The sequence below is a fragment of the Pseudomonas sp. PSKL.D1 genome (assembly GCF_028898945.1).
Lineage (GTDB): Bacteria > Pseudomonadota > Gammaproteobacteria > Pseudomonadales > Pseudomonadaceae > Aquipseudomonas.
Genome location: NZ_CP118607.1, coordinates 1,924,014 through 1,938,611 on the forward strand (window position 1 = coordinate 1,924,014; position 14,598 = coordinate 1,938,611).

Below are 14,598 nucleotides of genomic sequence, written 5' to 3' on the forward strand. Positions count from 1 at the left end.
GCGCGCTGTCATAAAAGCGCGATTAATCCGACTTGGCAAGGGATTTTGGCCTTACCGGTCTGACCAGTTGTGGTGCGATTCGGCGTGTGAGGCTCTAGTTCGGTGCGTGCGTCGATAGGGCGCTACAGACAAACGGAGGCGTCAGCCGGGCACTGTGGCCAGCGTTGCAAGCATCTTGCCAATCGGTGTGACCGGTCAGACCAGTTGGGCGCTGCGCTTCACCGAGGCCAGCTCGGGGTGCGCCACCAGTTTGTCGATGTGCAGGGCGTCGTCGTTCATCCAGCTTTCGGTCAACACCCGGTAGTGTTCCATGTCGCGGCAGCGCAGGCGCAGGCTGTAGTCGAAATGGCCGCTGATCAGGTGGCAGTCGTGCACTTCGGGGCAGGCATTGATGGTGGCTTCGAACGCCTTTTGCGCGGCGCGCCCGCTTTGGCCGGACAGGGCAACCAGCACCAGCAGCGAAAGGCCGGGGGCGACCTTCTGTTCATCGATGATGGCGCTGTAGCCGCGGATCACGCCGCGCCGCTCCAGCTTGCGCACGCGCTCCAGGCAGGGGCGCGGGCTGAGGTGGACCAGCGTGGACAGTTTTTCGAAGGTGATGCGGCCGTCCACGCGCAGCACGTTGAGGATGGCTTCATCGATGCGGTCCAGGGGTGGGGGAGTGTCCATGCGCTTGGCTTCTTTGAAGAAGGGGGCATGGACAGGGTAGGTGGTGTGGGGTTGGTTTGCAGGTTTGGCGCCGCTGTGCGGCGCATCGCGGCGGTGTGGGAGCGGCCTTGTGTCGCGAAAGGGCTGCGCAGCAGCCCCGGCAGCATTTGCTGCGAAGCTGGAATCCTGGGGCTGCTGCGCAGCCCTTTCGCGACACAAGGCCGCTCCCACAGGGTAAGCGACACACTTGCTGCCGCAGTTCCCTGTGCGGCAGCGCAGCCCGAATGGGCTGGGTAGCCTCCTACACGCAGGCGGTGCCTACCTTTAGGGCGGATCGCATCTCCACCACCCGCGGCTGCAACAGCGCAAACAGGTCTTTGGGGTTTTCCAGCGACGGCACCAGCGCAATCCCCTGGCCAATGTTAAGGGCGCGCGCCGTGTCCAGCACATACCGCAGCGCCGAGTAATCCTCCAAGGCAAACCCGACCGAGTCGAACAGGGTTACCTGCGCAGCGTTCTCACGGCCCTTGGCAGTGCCTGCCACCACTTGCCAGAACTCGGTCACCGGCGAATCGGCCGGCATCTGCTGGATCTCGCCCTCTACCCGGCTCTGTGGCTCGTATTCGACGATCACCCGTGCCCGCTCGACGATGTCACGGTGCAGCTCGGTTTTGCCAGGGCAATCACCACCCACGGCATTCAGGTGCATGCCGGGCTCGATCATGTCCGGGGTCAGAATGGTGGCATAGGCCTTGTCGGCAGTCACCGTGGTGACGATGTCAGCCCCACGCACCGCTTCGGCCACCGAACTGGCCACGATCAGCTTCAGGCCCGGCCGGCCCGCCAGGTTGGCCACCAGTTTGGCGGTGGCTTTGGGGTCGATGTCGTATAGGCGGATTTCATCGATGCCCAGCAGGGTCTTGAAGGCAATGGCCTGGAATTCGCTTTGCGAGCCGTTGCCGATCAGCGCCATGCTGCGGCTGTCCTCGCGCGCCAGGTAGCGGGCCGCCAGGGCCGAGGTGGCGGCGGTGCGAATGGCCGTGGTCAGGGTCATTTCGCTGAGCAGCACGGGCGCGCCGGTGCCGACGTCGCTCAGAGTGCCAAAGGCCATCACCGTAGGCAGGCCGTGGCGGGTGTTTTTCGGGTGGCCGTTGACGTACTTGAAGGCATACAGGTTGGCGTCGGCCACCGGCATCAGCTCGATCACGCCGTCCGCCGAATGGTTGGCCACCCGGGCGCATTTCTCGAAGGCCTGCCAGCGCAGGTAGTCCTGGCGGATGTATTCGGCCATTTCCACCAGGCAGGTGGCCAGGCCTTTGCGGTTGACCAGGCGGGCGAGGTCTTGCACATCGATATAGCGGGTCATGGGGGTCTCCCTGCGGGATCGCGTCCAGAGTGGGCTCTGGGTTATTGTCCGGCGGGCAGGGCGGCAATGCTGGCTGAAGCGGGGGCTGGCGGCAGCGGGCTCGGCTGATTACGCGCACGTCACAGCCGAATCGGCTGTGACGTTTCTGCCATCAGTGTTCGCGCAGGCGTTTGTACAGGGTGGTACGGCTGATGCCCAGGTCGCGGGCAACCGCGGACAGGTTGCCCTTGGCATTGTGCAGCAGTGCCTGCAGGTCGTCGGTGGGCGGCGCAGCGTTGAGCGTGCCCGGCGCTTGGGCTTCGGCGAGAAAGCCTGAAGGCAGGTGTTCGAGGGTGACAGGCGCGTTGCCCGCTAACGCTAATGCTACCTGCAGCACGCTCACCAATTCGCGCACATTGCCCGGCCACGGGTGGCGGTCGAACAGCTCAAGGATGGCGTGCGACAGCCGTTGCGGTTGCCCGGGGTCACGGTAGCGCGCATGCAGTTGCTCGATCAACTGGCGCCGGTCACAGCGTTCGCGCAGCGGCGGCACGACCACCGCCAGGCCGGCAATGCGGTAGTAAAGGTCCTGGCGGAACCGCCCAGCGCGCACTTCGCCCGCCAGGTCGCGGTTGCTGGCCGAGACCACGCGAATGTCTACGGCCACCGGTTCGCCACTGCCCAGCGGTTGAATGCTGCGTGACTGCAGCGCGCGCAATAGCCGGGCCTGGGTGGGTAGCGGCATGTCGCCGATTTCGTCCAGGAACAGCACGCCCTGGTCGGCCTTGCGGATCAGCCCAACGTTGCCTTTGTGGTGCGCGCCAGTGAAAGCGCCCTTGTCATAACCAAACAGCTCCGACTCGACCAGTTCGGCGGGGATGGCCGCGCAGTTGACCGCAATCAGCGGCTTCGCTGCGCGGCTGCTGGCGCGGTGCAGGGCTTCGACGAATACCTCCTTGCCGACCCCGGTTTCGCCCTGCACCAGCACCGGGATGTCTTTTTCCAGCAGCAGGCGGGCTTGGGCCAGGGCCTTTTCCAGGCGTGGCTCACCGTGGGTGGCCGGTGTCGCAGGCGCAAGGCGTTGCTGCGGTGCCTGCCATTGGCAGTGGAAGCGGTTGCGCCCCGCGGCTTGCAGGGCGAAGGGCTGCTGCTGCGGCTGGGCGAGTAACTGGCGCAGGGGCATCTGGAACAGCTGCTCAAGGTTTTGCTGCAGCGGGTTGGCGCCGAGCAGGCTGTCGGCCCGGTGGTTGGCCGCCAGCACCCGGCCGCGCTCATCGAACACCAGCAAGCCCGCCCAGGGGCTGTCGAGGTTGTCGGAGGCGCTGTTGAACAGCAGGTGGGCGTGCTGGCCAGCGTATTGGGCCAGGATCAGCCGGTTTTCCAGGCTCTGGCCCATCATGCGCACCAGGCCCAGCGTCTGGGCGGCAGGCAGGTAGCCGTCGCTGGCCACATCCAGTACGCCCACCAGTTGCCGCTCGGCATCGAACACAGGCGCGGCGGCACTGGCCATGTAGCGGTTCTGGCGCAGGAAATGTTCGTCCTGGCCCACGTGGACGGGTTCGCCGCACACCAGTGCCGTGCCGAGCGCATTGGTGCCCACGCCCCGCTCATGCCAATGGGCGCCCGCGTGGAAGCCATGCTGCTGGTGCGCATCCACAAAGCGACGCGAGCCCCAGGTATCAAGCAGGCAACCGCTGGCATCGGCCAGCATCACCAGGTAACTGGCGTTGCCCAGCAGGTGGGCGTATTGCGGCAGCACCTCCTCGCGGGTAAGGCGCAGCAGGGCTTGGCGCCTTTCCAGCAGGGCGCTGAGTTCGTGAGGGGTGAGGCAGTCGAAATCCGGCGCGCTCTGGGGTTGCAGGCCATGCTGGCGGCAGCGTGCCCAGGAAGCCTGGATCAATTGGGCGTGGGGCGTGGTGGAAGTGGCCATGGGCCCGTCCTGTGCTTGTAGTTGTTATCAGGGACCGCACTTGAGTGTTGTTCACCGCTGTTCATTGTCAAACCGGCAAGTGTTCAGTTGTTCAGCGAATCTGTTCACTTGTGAATCGGCAAATGTGAGCGGTATTTGGCAAAGCCCTGCGCCAGAGCGTTGTGCTTGAGCTGGCACGGTTCTGGCTCTGTGAGCGGCACAACAATCACAAAAAGGCCACGCCATGTCGCTGGTGCTGGAGCAGGTCAGTCGCAGTGTCGATAACCAGGCCTGGGTCGTCGATGCCTCCCTGCGTTTCGAGCCGGGCTCGTTCAATGTGCTGCTGGGCCGTACCCTGGCCGGCAAGACCAGCCTGATGCGGCTGATGGCCGGGCTCGACCGCCCGGACCGTGGCCGCGTGCTGATGGATGGCCAGGATGTGACCGGGGTGCCGGTGCGTTTGCGCAATGTGTCGATGGTGTATCAGCAGTTCATCAACTACCCGACATTGAGCGTATTCGAGAACATCGCCTCGCCCTTGCGCCAGGCGCGCATGCCGGAGGCCGAGATTCGTCGGCGGGTGCAGGAAACCGCCGAGATGCTGCGCATTTCCCCCTTCCTGCAGCGCTTGCCCCTGGAATTGTCCGGCGGCCAGCAGCAACGCACGGCCATGGCCCGCGCGCTGGTAAAGGATGCTTCGTTGATCCTGTTCGACGAGCCGTTGGTCAACCTCGACTACAAGCTGCGCGAGGGCTTGCGCCAAGAACTGCGTGCGCTGTTTGCCGCGCGCAACTGCATTGCCGTGTACGCCACCACCGAACCCAATGAGGCACTGGCGCTGGGCGGCACCACCACCTTGCTGCATGAGGGGCGCATCGTGCAAAGCGGCCCCACCACTGAGGTTTACCAGCGGCCCTGCAGCGTGCTGGCTGCCGAGCTGTTCTCCGAGCCGCCGATCAACCTGATACCCGGGCGCGTGCATGGCAACGAGGTAAGCCTGGCCCAGGCAGTGCACTTTGCCCTCAATCTTGACCTGCAGCACCTGGGCGATGGCGATTACCGCTTCGGCGTACGCCCCAGCCACATCACCCTGGTGCCGGCCCATGACGATGATCTGGAGCTGGCCGTGCTGGTGGAACTGGCCGAAATCAGCGGTTCGGAAACCTTCCTGCACGTGCGCAACGAGCACTGGCGGATGGTGCTGCACCTGCCGGGCGTACACGAATACCCGGTGGACACGCCGATCCGGGTGTTCATCCCCACCCACAAGCTGTTTGTCTTCGACAGCGCAGGTTTGCTGGTGCAGGCGCCGGGCCTGCGCCAGGCGAGGAGTGCCTGATGGCCGAAATCCACCTGCGCCAACTGGCGCACAGTTACAGCCGTCACCCTGCCAGCGAGGGGGACTATGCCCTGCACGAGCTTGAGCATGTGTGGGAGCAGGGTGGTGCGTATGCCTTGCTCGGGCCTTCCGGGTGCGGAAAGTCCACGTTGCTCAACATCATCTCCGGGCTGCTGACCCCCTCCCACGGCGAGGTGCTGTTCGACGGTAAGGCGGTCAACGACCTGTCGCCGCAGCAGCGCAACATTGCCCAGGTGTTCCAGTTCCCGGTGGTATACGACACCATGACGGTGTTCGACAACCTGGCCTTCCCCTTGCGCAACCAGGGCCTTGACGAGGGCAGGGTACTGGCCCGGGTGCAAGAGATTGCCGATGTGCTCGACCTGTCGGCGGTACTGCACAAGAAGGCACGCAACCTCAGCGCCGACGAAAAGCAGAAAGTCTCCATGGGCCGTGGCCTGGTGCGCGACGACGTGTCGGCCATCCTCTTCGATGAACCGCTGACGGTGATCGATCCGCACCTTAAATGGAAGCTGCGGCGCAAGCTCAAGCAGATTCACGAGCAGTTCAACATCACCATGATCTACGTCACCCACGACCAGCTGGAGGCCTCGACCTTCGCCGACAAGATCGCGGTGATGCATGGCGGGCGCATCGTCCAGTTTGGTACCCCGCGTGAGTTGTTCGAGCGGCCCCGGCATACCTTTGTCGGCTACTTCATCGGCAGCCCCGGCATGAACCTGATCGACGTGCGTGCCGAGGCGGGCGGGGTGGCATTCGGCGATGTCCATCTGCCTTTGCCTGAAGGCTTGCGCGAGCGCCTGGCAACGTTGGGAGGCGGGCGGCTGCAAGTCGGCATTCGCCCGGAGTTCGTGCAGCTGTGGGACGCGCCGTTCGAAGATGCCCTGGCGGCCCAGGTGCTGGACATCGAGGACCTGGGCACCTATCGCATCGTCACCCTGAAGCTGGGCGGCGCCACGTTGAAAGCGCGCCTGGCTGAAGACCGCCCGCTACCGGCCGAGCAGGCCTGGGTAAGCCTGCCAGCGCAGTGGTTGATGCTGTACGTGAACGACCTGCTGCTGGAGGCCGGGCCATGAACAAGGTGCCGAACAACAAGGCCTGGTGGCTGGTACTGCCGGTGTTCCTGCTGGTGGCCTTCAGCGCCGTGGTGCCGATGATGACCGTGGTCAACTATTCGGTGCAGGACATTTTCGACCAGTCCAACCGCTACTTCGTCGGCGCCGACTGGTACCGCCAGGTATTGCGTGACCCGGCCCTGCACGATGCCCTGCTGCGCCAGTTCATCTATTCGGCCTGCGTGCTGCTGATCGAGATCCCGCTGGGCATCGCCATCGCCCTGACCATGCCGACCAAGGGCCGCATGGCCTCGGTGTGCCTGATTGTCATGGCGATCCCCTTGCTGATCCCGTGGAACGTGGTGGGCACCATCTGGCAGATCTTCGGCCGCGCCGACATCGGCCTGCTCGGGGCCACGCTGGCCAAGCTGGGGGTGAGCTACAACTACGCCGGCGACCCGTTCGATGCCTGGTTGACCGTGCTGGTGATGGACGTGTGGCACTGGACGTCGCTGGTGGCCTTGCTGTGCTATTCGGGGCTGCGTGCCATCCCGGATGTGTATTACCAAGCCGCGCGCATTGATCGTGCATCGGGCTGGGCGGTGTTCCGCCACATCCAGCTGCCCAAGTTGAAGAACGTGCTGCTGATCGCGGTGATGCTGCGCTTCATGGACAGCTTCATGATCTACACCGAGCCGTTCGTGCTGACCGGCGGTGGGCCGGGCAATGCCACCACGTTCCTTAGCCAGACCCTCACGCGCATGGCGGTGGGGCAGTTCGACCTGGGCCCGGCGGCGGCGTTTTCGCTGGTGTACTTCCTGATCATCCTGCTGGTGTCGTGGTTGTTCTACACCGCCATGACCCACGCCGACAAGGACTAGGCCATGAGCACACGCAAGACGCTGGCCCTGCTGCTGTATTTCTTCTTCCTGCTGGTGCCGATCTACTGGCTGCTGAACATGTCGTTCAAGAGCAACACCGAGATCCTTGGCGGCCTCACCCTGTGGCCGCAGGCGTTCACCTTGGACAACTACCGGGTGATTTTCACCGACGCCAGTTGGTACAGCGGCTACATCAACTCGCTGTATTACGTGTGCCTGAACACGGTTATCTCGCTGCTGGTGGCATTGCCGGCGGCCTACGCGTTTTCGCGGTATCGCTTTCTGGGCGACCGGCACCTGTTCTTCTGGTTGCTGACCAACCGCATGGCGCCGCCGGCAGTGTTCCTGCTGCCGTTCTTCCAGTTGTATTCGTCCATTGGCCTGTTTGACACGCACATTGCCGTGGCCCTGGCCCACTGCCTGTTCAACGTGCCGCTGGCGGTGTGGATCCTGGAGGGGTTCATGTCTGGCGTACCGAAGGAGATCGACGAAACGGCCTACATCGATGGCTACAGCTTCCCGCGCTTCTTCGTGAAGATTTTTATTCCGCTGATTGGCTCGGGCATCGGCGTGACGGCGTTTTTCTGCTTCATGTTCTCGTGGGTCGAGTTGCTGCTGGCGCGCACCCTGACCTCGGTGAATGCCAAACCGATTGCCGCGGTGATGACCCGTACCGTGTCTGCCTCCGGCATTGACTGGGGGGTGTTGGCGGCGGCGGGGGTGCTGACCATTTTGCCGGGCATGCTGGTGATCTGGTTCGTTCGCAACCATGTGGCCAAGGGCTTTGCCCTGGGCCGGGTGTGAGGAGGCGTACGTATGGAGTGGATGGCCTGGACCCTGCCCACGGCGCTGTTCTTTGCCGCTGTCGGCGTGTTGTTGCTGTGCATGACCTTGCTTGAGCTGCGCCGCCCGTGCGTGGAGCGGCGCGGTTTTTTGCCGATCGTCACCAGCCGTGGCGACCGGTTGTTCATCGGCCTGCTGGCCAGCGCCTACCTGCATCTGCTGGTGGTGGGGCTTAGCGACTGGCCGTTGTGGGTGGCCTCGCTGCTGTCGCTGGCCTGGCTCGTGGTGGTGCTGCGCTGGGGCTGAGCGCAAGGCTCCGGGGAATAACTCAATCGGGAGATCACAATGTTCGATAACAATCACAAACGGCGACATTTGACCCTGGCCGCATTGCTGGTACTGGCCGGCATGCAGGGCAGCGCCTGGGCTGACCAGTACGAGGATGCGGCAAAGAAGTGGCTCGGCAGCGAGTTCAAGCCGTCCACCCTGTCACCTGAGCAGCAACTTGAGGAGCTCAAATGGTTCATCAAGGCCGCCGAGCCGTTTCGTGGGATGAAGATCAACGTGGTGTCGGAAACCATCACCACCCACGAATACGAGTCCAAAGTGTTGGCCAAGGCCTTCAGCGAAATCACCGGCATCCAGCTGACCCACGACCTGCTGCAGGAAGGCGACGTGGTGGAAAAGCTGCAGACGCAGATGCAGTCGGACAAGAACATCTATGACGGCTGGGTCAACGATTCCGACCTGATCGGTACGCACTTTCGCTATGGCAAGGTGGAATCGATTACCGACCTGATGGCCAACGAGGGCAAGAACTACACCTCGCCCACGTTGGACCTGAAGGATTTCATCGGCATTTCCTTCACCACCGCACCGGATGGCAAGGTGTACCAGCTGCCGGACCAGCAGTTCGCCAACCTCTACTGGTTCCGCGCCGACTGGTTCGAGCGGCCAGACCTCAAAGCCAAATTCAAGGAAAAGTACGGCTACGAATTGGGCGTGCCGGTGAACTGGTCGGCCTATGAAGACATCGCCAAGTTCTTTACCGAAGACGTCAAGGAAATCGACGGCAAGCGCGTTTATGGCCACATGGATTATGGCAAGAAAGACCCGTCACTGGGCTGGCGCTTCACCGACGCCTGGTTTTCGATGGCCGGTGGCGGCGACAAAGGCCTGCCCAACGGGTTGCCAGTGGACGAGTGGGGCATCCGCGTGGAGGACTGCCACCCGGTGGGTTCCAGCGTGACCCGCGGCGGCGACACCAATGGCCCGGCGGCGGTGTATGCCACGCAAAAGTACGTGGACTGGATGCGCGCCTACGCGCCTAAAGAAGCCCAGGGCATGACCTTCTCCGAGGCTGGCCCCGTGCCTGCCCAGGGCAACATTGCCCAGCAGATCTTCTGGTACACCGCGTTTACCGCCGACATGACCAAGCCGGGCCTGCCGGTGGTGAATGCCGACGGCACGCCGAAGTGGCGTATGGCGCCGTCGCCCAAAGGGCCGTACTGGGAGGAGGGGATGAAGCTGGGGTATCAGGACACCGGTTCATGGACCTTCTTCAAGTCCACCCCCGAAAAACAACGGCTGGCGGCCTGGCTGTACGCGCAGTTTGTCACCTCCAAGACCGTATCGTTGAAGAAGACCATCGTCGGCCTGACCCCGATCCGCGAGTCGGACATCAACTCCCAGGCCATGACCGACCTGGCGCCCAAGCTTGGCGGGCTGGTGGAGTTCTACCGCAGCCCGGCGCGGGTGCAGTGGACGCCCACCGGTACCAACGTGCCGGACTACCCGCGCCTGGCGCAGTTGTGGTGGAGCCACATCGCCGAAGTCGCCAGTGGCGAGAAGACCCCGCAAGAGGCGCTGGACGGCCTGGCCCGCGATCAGGACCGCATGATGGAGCGGCTGCAGCGGTCCAACGCCCAGGCCACCTGTGCGCCCAAGCTGAACGCGGAAAAGGATGCCCAGTACTGGTTCGACCAGCCGGGCGCGCCGAAGCCAAAGCTGGCCAACGAGAAGCCCAAGGGCGAGACGGTCAGCTACAGCGAGCTGTTGAAATCGTGGGAGGCGGCGCGCAAGTGATGGTCTGAGCGCCGCGCTGGCTTCTTCGCGGGTAAATCGCAGCGGCGAAGAGGCCAGCAAGATCAGTGGATGAATAACAGGCAAAAAAAACGGCACCTGCCAGAGGTGCCGTTCTTCTTTACTTATGCAACTCTTCGGCCGCATACAGCGTGTTTTCCAGCAAACACGCCCGGGTCATCGGCCCGACGCCACCCGGCACCGGGGTGATCCAGCCAGCGCGGGGCAGGGCGGTCTCGTAAACCACGTCGCCCACCAGCTTGCCGTCTTCCTGGCGGTTGATGCCCACGTCGATGACGATGGCGCCTTCCTTGATCCACTCACCCTTGACCAGCCCTGGCTTGCCGGCGGCCACGACTACAAGGTCGGCACGGCCGACATGGCCGGCCAGGTCCTTGGTAAAGCGATGGCAAACGGTGACGGTGCAGCCGCCGAGCAGCAGCTCCATGGCCATCGGCCGGCCAACGATGTTGGAAGCGCCGACGATCACGGCGTTCATGCCGTACAGGTCCTGGCCGGTGCTTTCCAGCAGGGTCATGATGCCTTTGGGCGTGCACGGGCGCAGCAGCGGAATACGCTGGGCCAGGCGGCCGATGTTGTACGGGTGGAAACCGTCGACGTCTTTGTCCGGGCGGATGCGCTCGAGCAGCAGGGACGCGTCCAGGTGCGCTGGCAGCGGCAATTGCAGCAGGATGCCGTCGACGGCCGGGTCGTCGTTGAGGCGGTCGATCAGGTCGGTCAGGGCTTGCTGCGTGGTATCGCTGGGCAGGTCGAAGGCCTGCGAGATGAAGCCGACTTCTTCGCAGTCCTTGCGCTTGTGCGAGACATAGACTTGGGAGGCGGGGTCGGTGCCGACCAGGATCACCGCCAGGCCCGGCGTGCGCAGGCCTTGCTGGCGACGCTCCTCGACACGTTGAGCGATCTGCTTGCGCAGGTTGGCGGCGATCGCCTTGCCATCGATAAGGTGTGCAGTCATAGACGCGTGATTAACCATCGAGAAGGAACAATAAAGAACGCGCATTCTCGCACGACACGGGCCGAGGGCAAAGGCGCGTGGTCGGGCAAATTCCCTAAGCCCTTCAATAATTTAAATTTTTTAGAGAAAGATATTGACGCTACCCCCGCTCGTCTATAAGATTCGCCGCACTTGTCGGGTACGACCTGGTGCTGGTTGGCGAGGTCGGGCAGAATGAGCGGTTTGATGGCTTGTTCGGCTAGGCAGAATGCTTATGCGCCCGTAGCTCAGCTGGATAGAGCATCCGCCTTCTAAGCGGATGGTCGCAGGTTCGAGTCCTGCCGGGTGCGCCATTAGGCTGCTTGGGCAAGCAAGTAGAAGTTGCATAGCGTTATGGTGGGCGTAGCTCAGTTGGTAGAGCGCTGGATTGTGATTCCAGTTGTCGTGGGTTCGATTCCCATCGTCCACCCCATCTTTTACAAAGATGCTGTGGTTGAGTGTCTTTGTTATGCGTTATGCGGACGTGGTGAAATTGGTAGACACACTGGATTTAGGTTCCAGCGGCGCAAGCTGTAAGAGTTCGAGTCTCTTCGTCCGCACCATGTTTCTGTAAGGTGGTACCGCAACATCGTTTTATGGTGGGCGTAGCTCAGTTGGTAGAGCGCTGGATTGTGATTCCAGTTGTCGTGGGTTCGATTCCCATCGTCCACCCCATATTTTTCGAAGGCGCCTTGATCGTGAGATCGGGCGCCTTTGTTGTTTCTGCCGTCCGGGCTTTTGCGTCGACGTATTGAAAAGGCAGTCAGTGAATTGCCTATCTGAGCGTTAGTGGGTGTTCCGTTCGGTTTCAAGTGGTGATGTGCTCGGGCAGCAGGCGTATCTCAATACGTTGCCCGAGTGCGCGCGCTGCACTTGCCAGGGTGGCCAGCGTCATGCCAGGGTCATTTTCGTCCAGGGCTCGATCGACTGCAGTGCGGCTGGTGTGCATGCGTTCGGCAAGGGCCTTTTTGGTAACGTTCTGAGCTTTCATGGCTTGCGTGATCTGCCAGGCAATGACTCGCTTCAGTGCTGCGGCAGTCACTTCCTCCGCAAGGCCCTGTTCGCAGAGGAAGTCGTCGAACTCGGATCCGATATGGGGGTTCATGGTGTGTGGCTCTCCAGCGTGATTCGGCGGTTTCTGGCGGTTTCAAGTTCGTTGGCGGGTGTTCTCTGGCTTTTCTTGATGAAGCCGTGGAGTAGTATCATCCGGCCGGATTCAACAGTAAAAAGCACTCTTGCCGTTGTGTTGCTCAGGTTGATCCTGACTTCCCAGAGTCCTCGTTCCAGCTTCCTGACGAGAGGCATGCCGATCGGCCACCCAATCTGAGCTGCTTTGATTTCCGTGCCTATGACCCGTTTCTCGTCGCGGGTCAAGGTGTTTAGCCAGTCCCGCACCGGTTCGGCTCCCGATGCCGTGCGATAAAAACTGGCAGGTAACGTGGGTTGTTTTCTGTCCATGAAAGTGTACCAAAAAAGGTGCTTCATTCAAGCCCTGTTGGCCGCATCTTGCTAGAGGTTGCTTCCTCGTCGTCTGTAGGAGGTATCTGTGGGTTGAAAAGATGCTTTCCGGGTCTTGTAATCTGCTGGTGGCGCCCTAATAAAAGCTGTTAGATTTCAGCCGCTTGAATCCCGGCCATGTGGCTGGTGGAGGAGCAACCCCCATGATTGCAAAAGAAGCCCGCCAGGCCCTGGCACTGCAGCGCTTCACTGAAGCAAACCCACAGCTGCTCGACGAAATCCGCGAGCTCGATGCGCGCGAACAGGCCCAGCAAATCGAATGGGCATTCGAGGATGCCGCTGACGAGCAAGGCATTCAGCCTTGGGAGCTGGCGCTGCAGCTGATCGCCGAAAGCCCCGAAGAGTTGCAGGCCATGCGCCTGGAAACCCATCGCGAAGTGGCCGAAGCGCTGGGCATGGAGTGGGAGGAGTACTGCCAGTTCAATGAAATCGACCCGGAATAAGGGTGTTTCGGCGGCTGCAGTTAGTATGACCAGTTATTTCGGTTGCGTGGCGCCGTTGGCACTGCGCGGCCTGCTCATATAGGCGGGGCCATTTGGGGCCTTGCAAACCAATCGACCGGCGTGCTTTCCCGTCGTCCTGGGTGGGGTGACTTCTGGTGAATGACTCACTAGAATGTTTGCCCTTGATTCTGGAGTCGGGCTATCGCCGGCTAACGTCTGTGCAACGAGGAATATCCATGCAAGTTTCTGTTGAAAACACTTCCGCTCTCGAGCGCCGCATGACCATCGCCGTTCCGGCCGAGCGCGTCGAGAACGAAGTCAACAAGCGTCTGCAGCAGACTGCCAAGCGCGCCAAGGTTGCCGGCTTCCGTCCGGGCAAAGTGCCGATGAGCGTGATTCGTCAGCGTTTCGAAGCCGATGCCCGTCAAGAGGCTTTCGGTGACCTGGTCCAGGCTTCCTTCTACGAAGCCATCGTCGAGCAGAAGCTGAACCCGGCTGGCGCCCCTGCTGTTGAGCCGAAGTCCTTCGAAAAGGGCAAGGACCTGGAATTCGTCGCCATCTTCGAAGTGTTCCCGGAGTTCACTGTTGCCGGCCTGGAGTCGATCAATGTCGAGCGCCTGACCGCCGAAGTGGCTGACGCCGACCTGGACAACATGCTGGAAGTGCTGCGCAAGCAGAACGTCCGTTTCGAAGCTGCCGAGCGCGCTGCCGAGAAAGACGACCAGGTCAACATCGACTTCGTCGGCAAAATCGACGGTGAAGCCTTCGCCGGTGGTTCGGCCAAGGGCACCCAGCTGGTACTGGGTTCCGGCCGCATGATCCCGGGCTTCGAAGACGGCCTGGTTGGCGCCAAGGCGGGCGAAGAGCGCGTTGTCAACGTTACCTTCCCTGAGGACTACCAGAACCTGGACCTGGCCGGTAAGGCCGCCGAGTTCACCATCACCGTCAACAGCGTATCGGCACCGGTGCTGCCAGAACTGAACGAAGAGTTCTTCGCCCAGTTCGGCATCAAGGAATCGACCCTGGAAGGCTTCCGCGCCGAAGTTCGCAAGAACATGGAGCGTGAACTGCGTCAGGCCATCAAGACCAAGGTCAAGAACCAGGTCATGGACGGTCTGCTGGCTGCCAACCCGATCGAAGTCCCGAAAGCCCTGCTGGAAAACGAAGTCAACCGTCTGCGCGTTCAGGCTGTTCAGCAGTTTGGTGGCAACATCAAGCCTGAGCAACTGCCGGCCGAACTGTTCGAAGAGCAAGCCAAGCGCCGCGTTGTGCTGGGCCTGATCGTCGCCGAAGTGGTCAAGCAGTTCGAGCTGAAGCCGGACGACGCCAAGGTTCGCGAGATGATCGAAGAAATGGCTTCGGCTTACCAAGAGCCTGAGCAGGTCATCGCCTGGTACTACAAAAACGACCAGCAAATGAACGAAGTGCGTTCGGTTGTGCTGGAAGAGCAAGTTGTAGATACTGTTCTGCAGAAAGCGACTGTGACCGACAAGTCGGTCTCGTACGAAGATGCCGTCAAACCAGCCCAGGCTCCTGCCGACGCTGAGTAACTGGCTTCTCTCGTAGGAAACCCCCACAAG

Annotated in this window: 14 protein-coding genes and 4 tRNA genes; 12 read left to right on the forward strand and 6 right to left on the reverse strand. The window is 62.0% G+C overall.

Annotated features, from left to right (window positions below; genetic code table 11):
* Positions 1 to 195 precede the first annotated feature (195 nt).
* The 3 genes from PVV54_RS08515 to PVV54_RS08525 form a co-directional block, all read right to left on the reverse strand.
* Complete coding sequence (locus PVV54_RS08515) at positions 196 to 669, reverse strand: Lrp/AsnC family transcriptional regulator (RefSeq protein WP_274909505.1); 474 nt, start codon at positions 667 to 669, stop codon at positions 196 to 198.
* A 280-nt stretch (positions 670 to 949) separates the two neighbouring features.
* Positions 950 to 2,014: an ornithine cyclodeaminase gene (locus tag PVV54_RS08520; protein ID WP_274909506.1), complete on the reverse strand. Its 1,065-nt coding sequence runs from the start codon at positions 2,012 to 2,014 to the stop codon at positions 950 to 952.
* A 151-nt stretch (positions 2,015 to 2,165) separates the two neighbouring features.
* The gene (locus tag PVV54_RS08525) at positions 2,166 to 3,923 is read right to left on the reverse strand and encodes a sigma-54-dependent Fis family transcriptional regulator (protein ID WP_274909507.1); all 1,758 of its coding nucleotides are present in this window, start codon (positions 3,921 to 3,923) and stop codon (positions 2,166 to 2,168) included.
* Between the two features lie 223 nt (positions 3,924 to 4,146).
* Between PVV54_RS08525 and PVV54_RS08530 the strand changes: the two genes are divergently transcribed.
* From PVV54_RS08530 to PVV54_RS08555, 6 genes are read left to right on the forward strand one after another with little or no spacing between them, the layout of a single operon-like run.
* Positions 4,147 to 5,241, forward strand: a complete 1,095-nt coding sequence (locus PVV54_RS08530; RefSeq protein ID WP_274909508.1) for an ABC transporter ATP-binding protein — start codon at positions 4,147 to 4,149, stop codon at positions 5,239 to 5,241.
* The gene (locus PVV54_RS08535) at positions 5,241 to 6,338 is read left to right on the forward strand and encodes an ABC transporter ATP-binding protein (RefSeq protein ID WP_274909509.1); all 1,098 of its coding nucleotides are present in this window, start codon (positions 5,241 to 5,243) and stop codon (positions 6,336 to 6,338) included. The genes PVV54_RS08530 and PVV54_RS08535 overlap by 1 nt, the downstream gene beginning before the upstream one ends.
* Entirely contained in the window at positions 6,335 to 7,198 is an 864-nt protein-coding gene (locus PVV54_RS08540) for a carbohydrate ABC transporter permease (RefSeq protein WP_013971875.1), read from the forward strand. The genes PVV54_RS08535 and PVV54_RS08540 overlap by 4 nt, the downstream gene beginning before the upstream one ends.
* Positions 7,199 to 7,201: 3 nt before the next feature.
* Complete coding sequence (locus tag PVV54_RS08545; protein WP_274909510.1) at positions 7,202 to 8,002, forward strand: carbohydrate ABC transporter permease; 801 nt, start codon at positions 7,202 to 7,204, stop codon at positions 8,000 to 8,002.
* A 12-nt stretch (positions 8,003 to 8,014) separates the two neighbouring features.
* Positions 8,015 to 8,287, forward strand: coding sequence for a DUF2160 domain-containing protein (locus PVV54_RS08550; RefSeq protein ID WP_274909511.1), 273 nt, complete (start codon positions 8,015 to 8,017; stop codon positions 8,285 to 8,287).
* Between the two features lie 39 nt (positions 8,288 to 8,326).
* The gene (locus PVV54_RS08555) at positions 8,327 to 10,066 is read left to right on the forward strand and encodes an ABC transporter substrate-binding protein (RefSeq protein WP_274909512.1); all 1,740 of its coding nucleotides are present in this window, start codon (positions 8,327 to 8,329) and stop codon (positions 10,064 to 10,066) included.
* A gap of 118 nt (positions 10,067 to 10,184) precedes the next feature.
* Here PVV54_RS08555 and folD read toward each other — a convergent pair whose 3' ends face one another.
* Positions 10,185 to 11,039 carry a bifunctional methylenetetrahydrofolate dehydrogenase/methenyltetrahydrofolate cyclohydrolase FolD gene (folD, locus tag PVV54_RS08560; RefSeq protein ID WP_274909513.1) on the reverse strand — a complete coding sequence of 285 codons (855 nt, stop codon included), beginning with the start codon at positions 11,037 to 11,039 and terminating at the stop codon, positions 10,185 to 10,187.
* 255 nt (positions 11,040 to 11,294) lie between these two features.
* Here folD and PVV54_RS08565 point away from each other — a divergent pair.
* From PVV54_RS08565 to PVV54_RS08580, 4 genes are all read left to right on the forward strand, one after another.
* Positions 11,295 to 11,371: transfer RNA gene (locus PVV54_RS08565), tRNA-Arg, on the forward strand.
* Positions 11,372 to 11,414: 43 nt separating this feature from the next.
* Positions 11,415 to 11,490: transfer RNA gene (locus PVV54_RS08570), tRNA-His, on the forward strand.
* A gap of 45 nt (positions 11,491 to 11,535) precedes the next feature.
* Positions 11,536 to 11,620 (forward strand) — tRNA-Leu (locus tag PVV54_RS08575).
* A gap of 36 nt (positions 11,621 to 11,656) precedes the next feature.
* Positions 11,657 to 11,732, forward strand: a tRNA-His gene (locus PVV54_RS08580).
* A gap of 133 nt (positions 11,733 to 11,865) precedes the next feature.
* On the opposite strand, the gene PVV54_RS08585 is transcribed toward PVV54_RS08580, so the two are convergent.
* Both PVV54_RS08585 and PVV54_RS08590 read right to left on the reverse strand, forming a co-directional pair.
* On the reverse strand, positions 11,866 to 12,162 hold the full coding sequence (locus PVV54_RS08585; RefSeq protein ID WP_274909514.1) for an XRE family transcriptional regulator: 297 nt from the start codon (positions 12,160 to 12,162) through the stop codon (positions 11,866 to 11,868).
* Positions 12,159 to 12,515: a type II toxin-antitoxin system RelE/ParE family toxin gene (locus PVV54_RS08590; RefSeq protein ID WP_274909515.1), complete on the reverse strand. Its 357-nt coding sequence runs from the start codon at positions 12,513 to 12,515 to the stop codon at positions 12,159 to 12,161. Before PVV54_RS08590 ends, PVV54_RS08585 begins: the two co-directional genes overlap by 4 nt.
* Positions 12,516 to 12,718: 203 nt before the next feature.
* Between PVV54_RS08590 and PVV54_RS08595 the strand changes: the two genes are divergently transcribed.
* Positions 12,719 to 13,018 carry a DUF6388 family protein gene (locus tag PVV54_RS08595; RefSeq protein ID WP_274909516.1) on the forward strand — a complete coding sequence of 100 codons (300 nt, stop codon included), beginning with the start codon at positions 12,719 to 12,721 and terminating at the stop codon, positions 13,016 to 13,018.
* Between the two features lie 236 nt (positions 13,019 to 13,254).
* Entirely contained in the window at positions 13,255 to 14,568 is a 1,314-nt protein-coding gene (tig, locus tag PVV54_RS08600) for a trigger factor (protein WP_274909517.1), read from the forward strand.
* The last annotated feature ends 30 nt before the right edge of the window (positions 14,569 to 14,598 follow it).

What these genes read in the sequence shown, in the direction of transcription:
- PVV54_RS08515 (WP_274909505.1), bottom strand. Translation starts at nt 669, where the DNA reads ATGGACACTCCCCCACCCCTGGACCGCATCGATGAAGCCATCCTCAAC.
- PVV54_RS08520 (WP_274909506.1), bottom strand. Translation starts at nt 2,014, where the DNA reads ATGACCCGCTATATCGATGTGCAAGACCTCGCCCGCCTGGTCAACCGC.
- PVV54_RS08525 (WP_274909507.1), bottom strand. Translation starts at nt 3,923, where the DNA reads ATGGCCACTTCCACCACGCCCCACGCCCAATTGATCCAGGCTTCCTGG.
- PVV54_RS08530 (WP_274909508.1), top strand. Translation starts at nt 4,147, where the DNA reads ATGTCGCTGGTGCTGGAGCAGGTCAGTCGCAGTGTCGATAACCAGGCC.
- PVV54_RS08535 (WP_274909509.1), top strand. Translation starts at nt 5,241, where the DNA reads ATGGCCGAAATCCACCTGCGCCAACTGGCGCACAGTTACAGCCGTCAC.
- PVV54_RS08540 (WP_013971875.1), top strand. Translation starts at nt 6,335, where the DNA reads ATGAACAAGGTGCCGAACAACAAGGCCTGGTGGCTGGTACTGCCGGTG.
- PVV54_RS08545 (WP_274909510.1), top strand. Translation starts at nt 7,202, where the DNA reads ATGAGCACACGCAAGACGCTGGCCCTGCTGCTGTATTTCTTCTTCCTG.
- PVV54_RS08550 (WP_274909511.1), top strand. Translation starts at nt 8,015, where the DNA reads ATGGAGTGGATGGCCTGGACCCTGCCCACGGCGCTGTTCTTTGCCGCT.
- PVV54_RS08555 (WP_274909512.1), top strand. Translation starts at nt 8,327, where the DNA reads ATGTTCGATAACAATCACAAACGGCGACATTTGACCCTGGCCGCATTG.
- folD (WP_274909513.1), bottom strand. Translation starts at nt 11,039, where the DNA reads ATGACTGCACACCTTATCGATGGCAAGGCGATCGCCGCCAACCTGCGC.
- PVV54_RS08585 (WP_274909514.1), bottom strand. Translation starts at nt 12,162, where the DNA reads ATGAACCCCCATATCGGATCCGAGTTCGACGACTTCCTCTGCGAACAG.
- PVV54_RS08590 (WP_274909515.1), bottom strand. Translation starts at nt 12,515, where the DNA reads ATGGACAGAAAACAACCCACGTTACCTGCCAGTTTTTATCGCACGGCA.
- PVV54_RS08595 (WP_274909516.1), top strand. Translation starts at nt 12,719, where the DNA reads ATGATTGCAAAAGAAGCCCGCCAGGCCCTGGCACTGCAGCGCTTCACT.
- tig (WP_274909517.1), top strand. Translation starts at nt 13,255, where the DNA reads ATGCAAGTTTCTGTTGAAAACACTTCCGCTCTCGAGCGCCGCATGACC.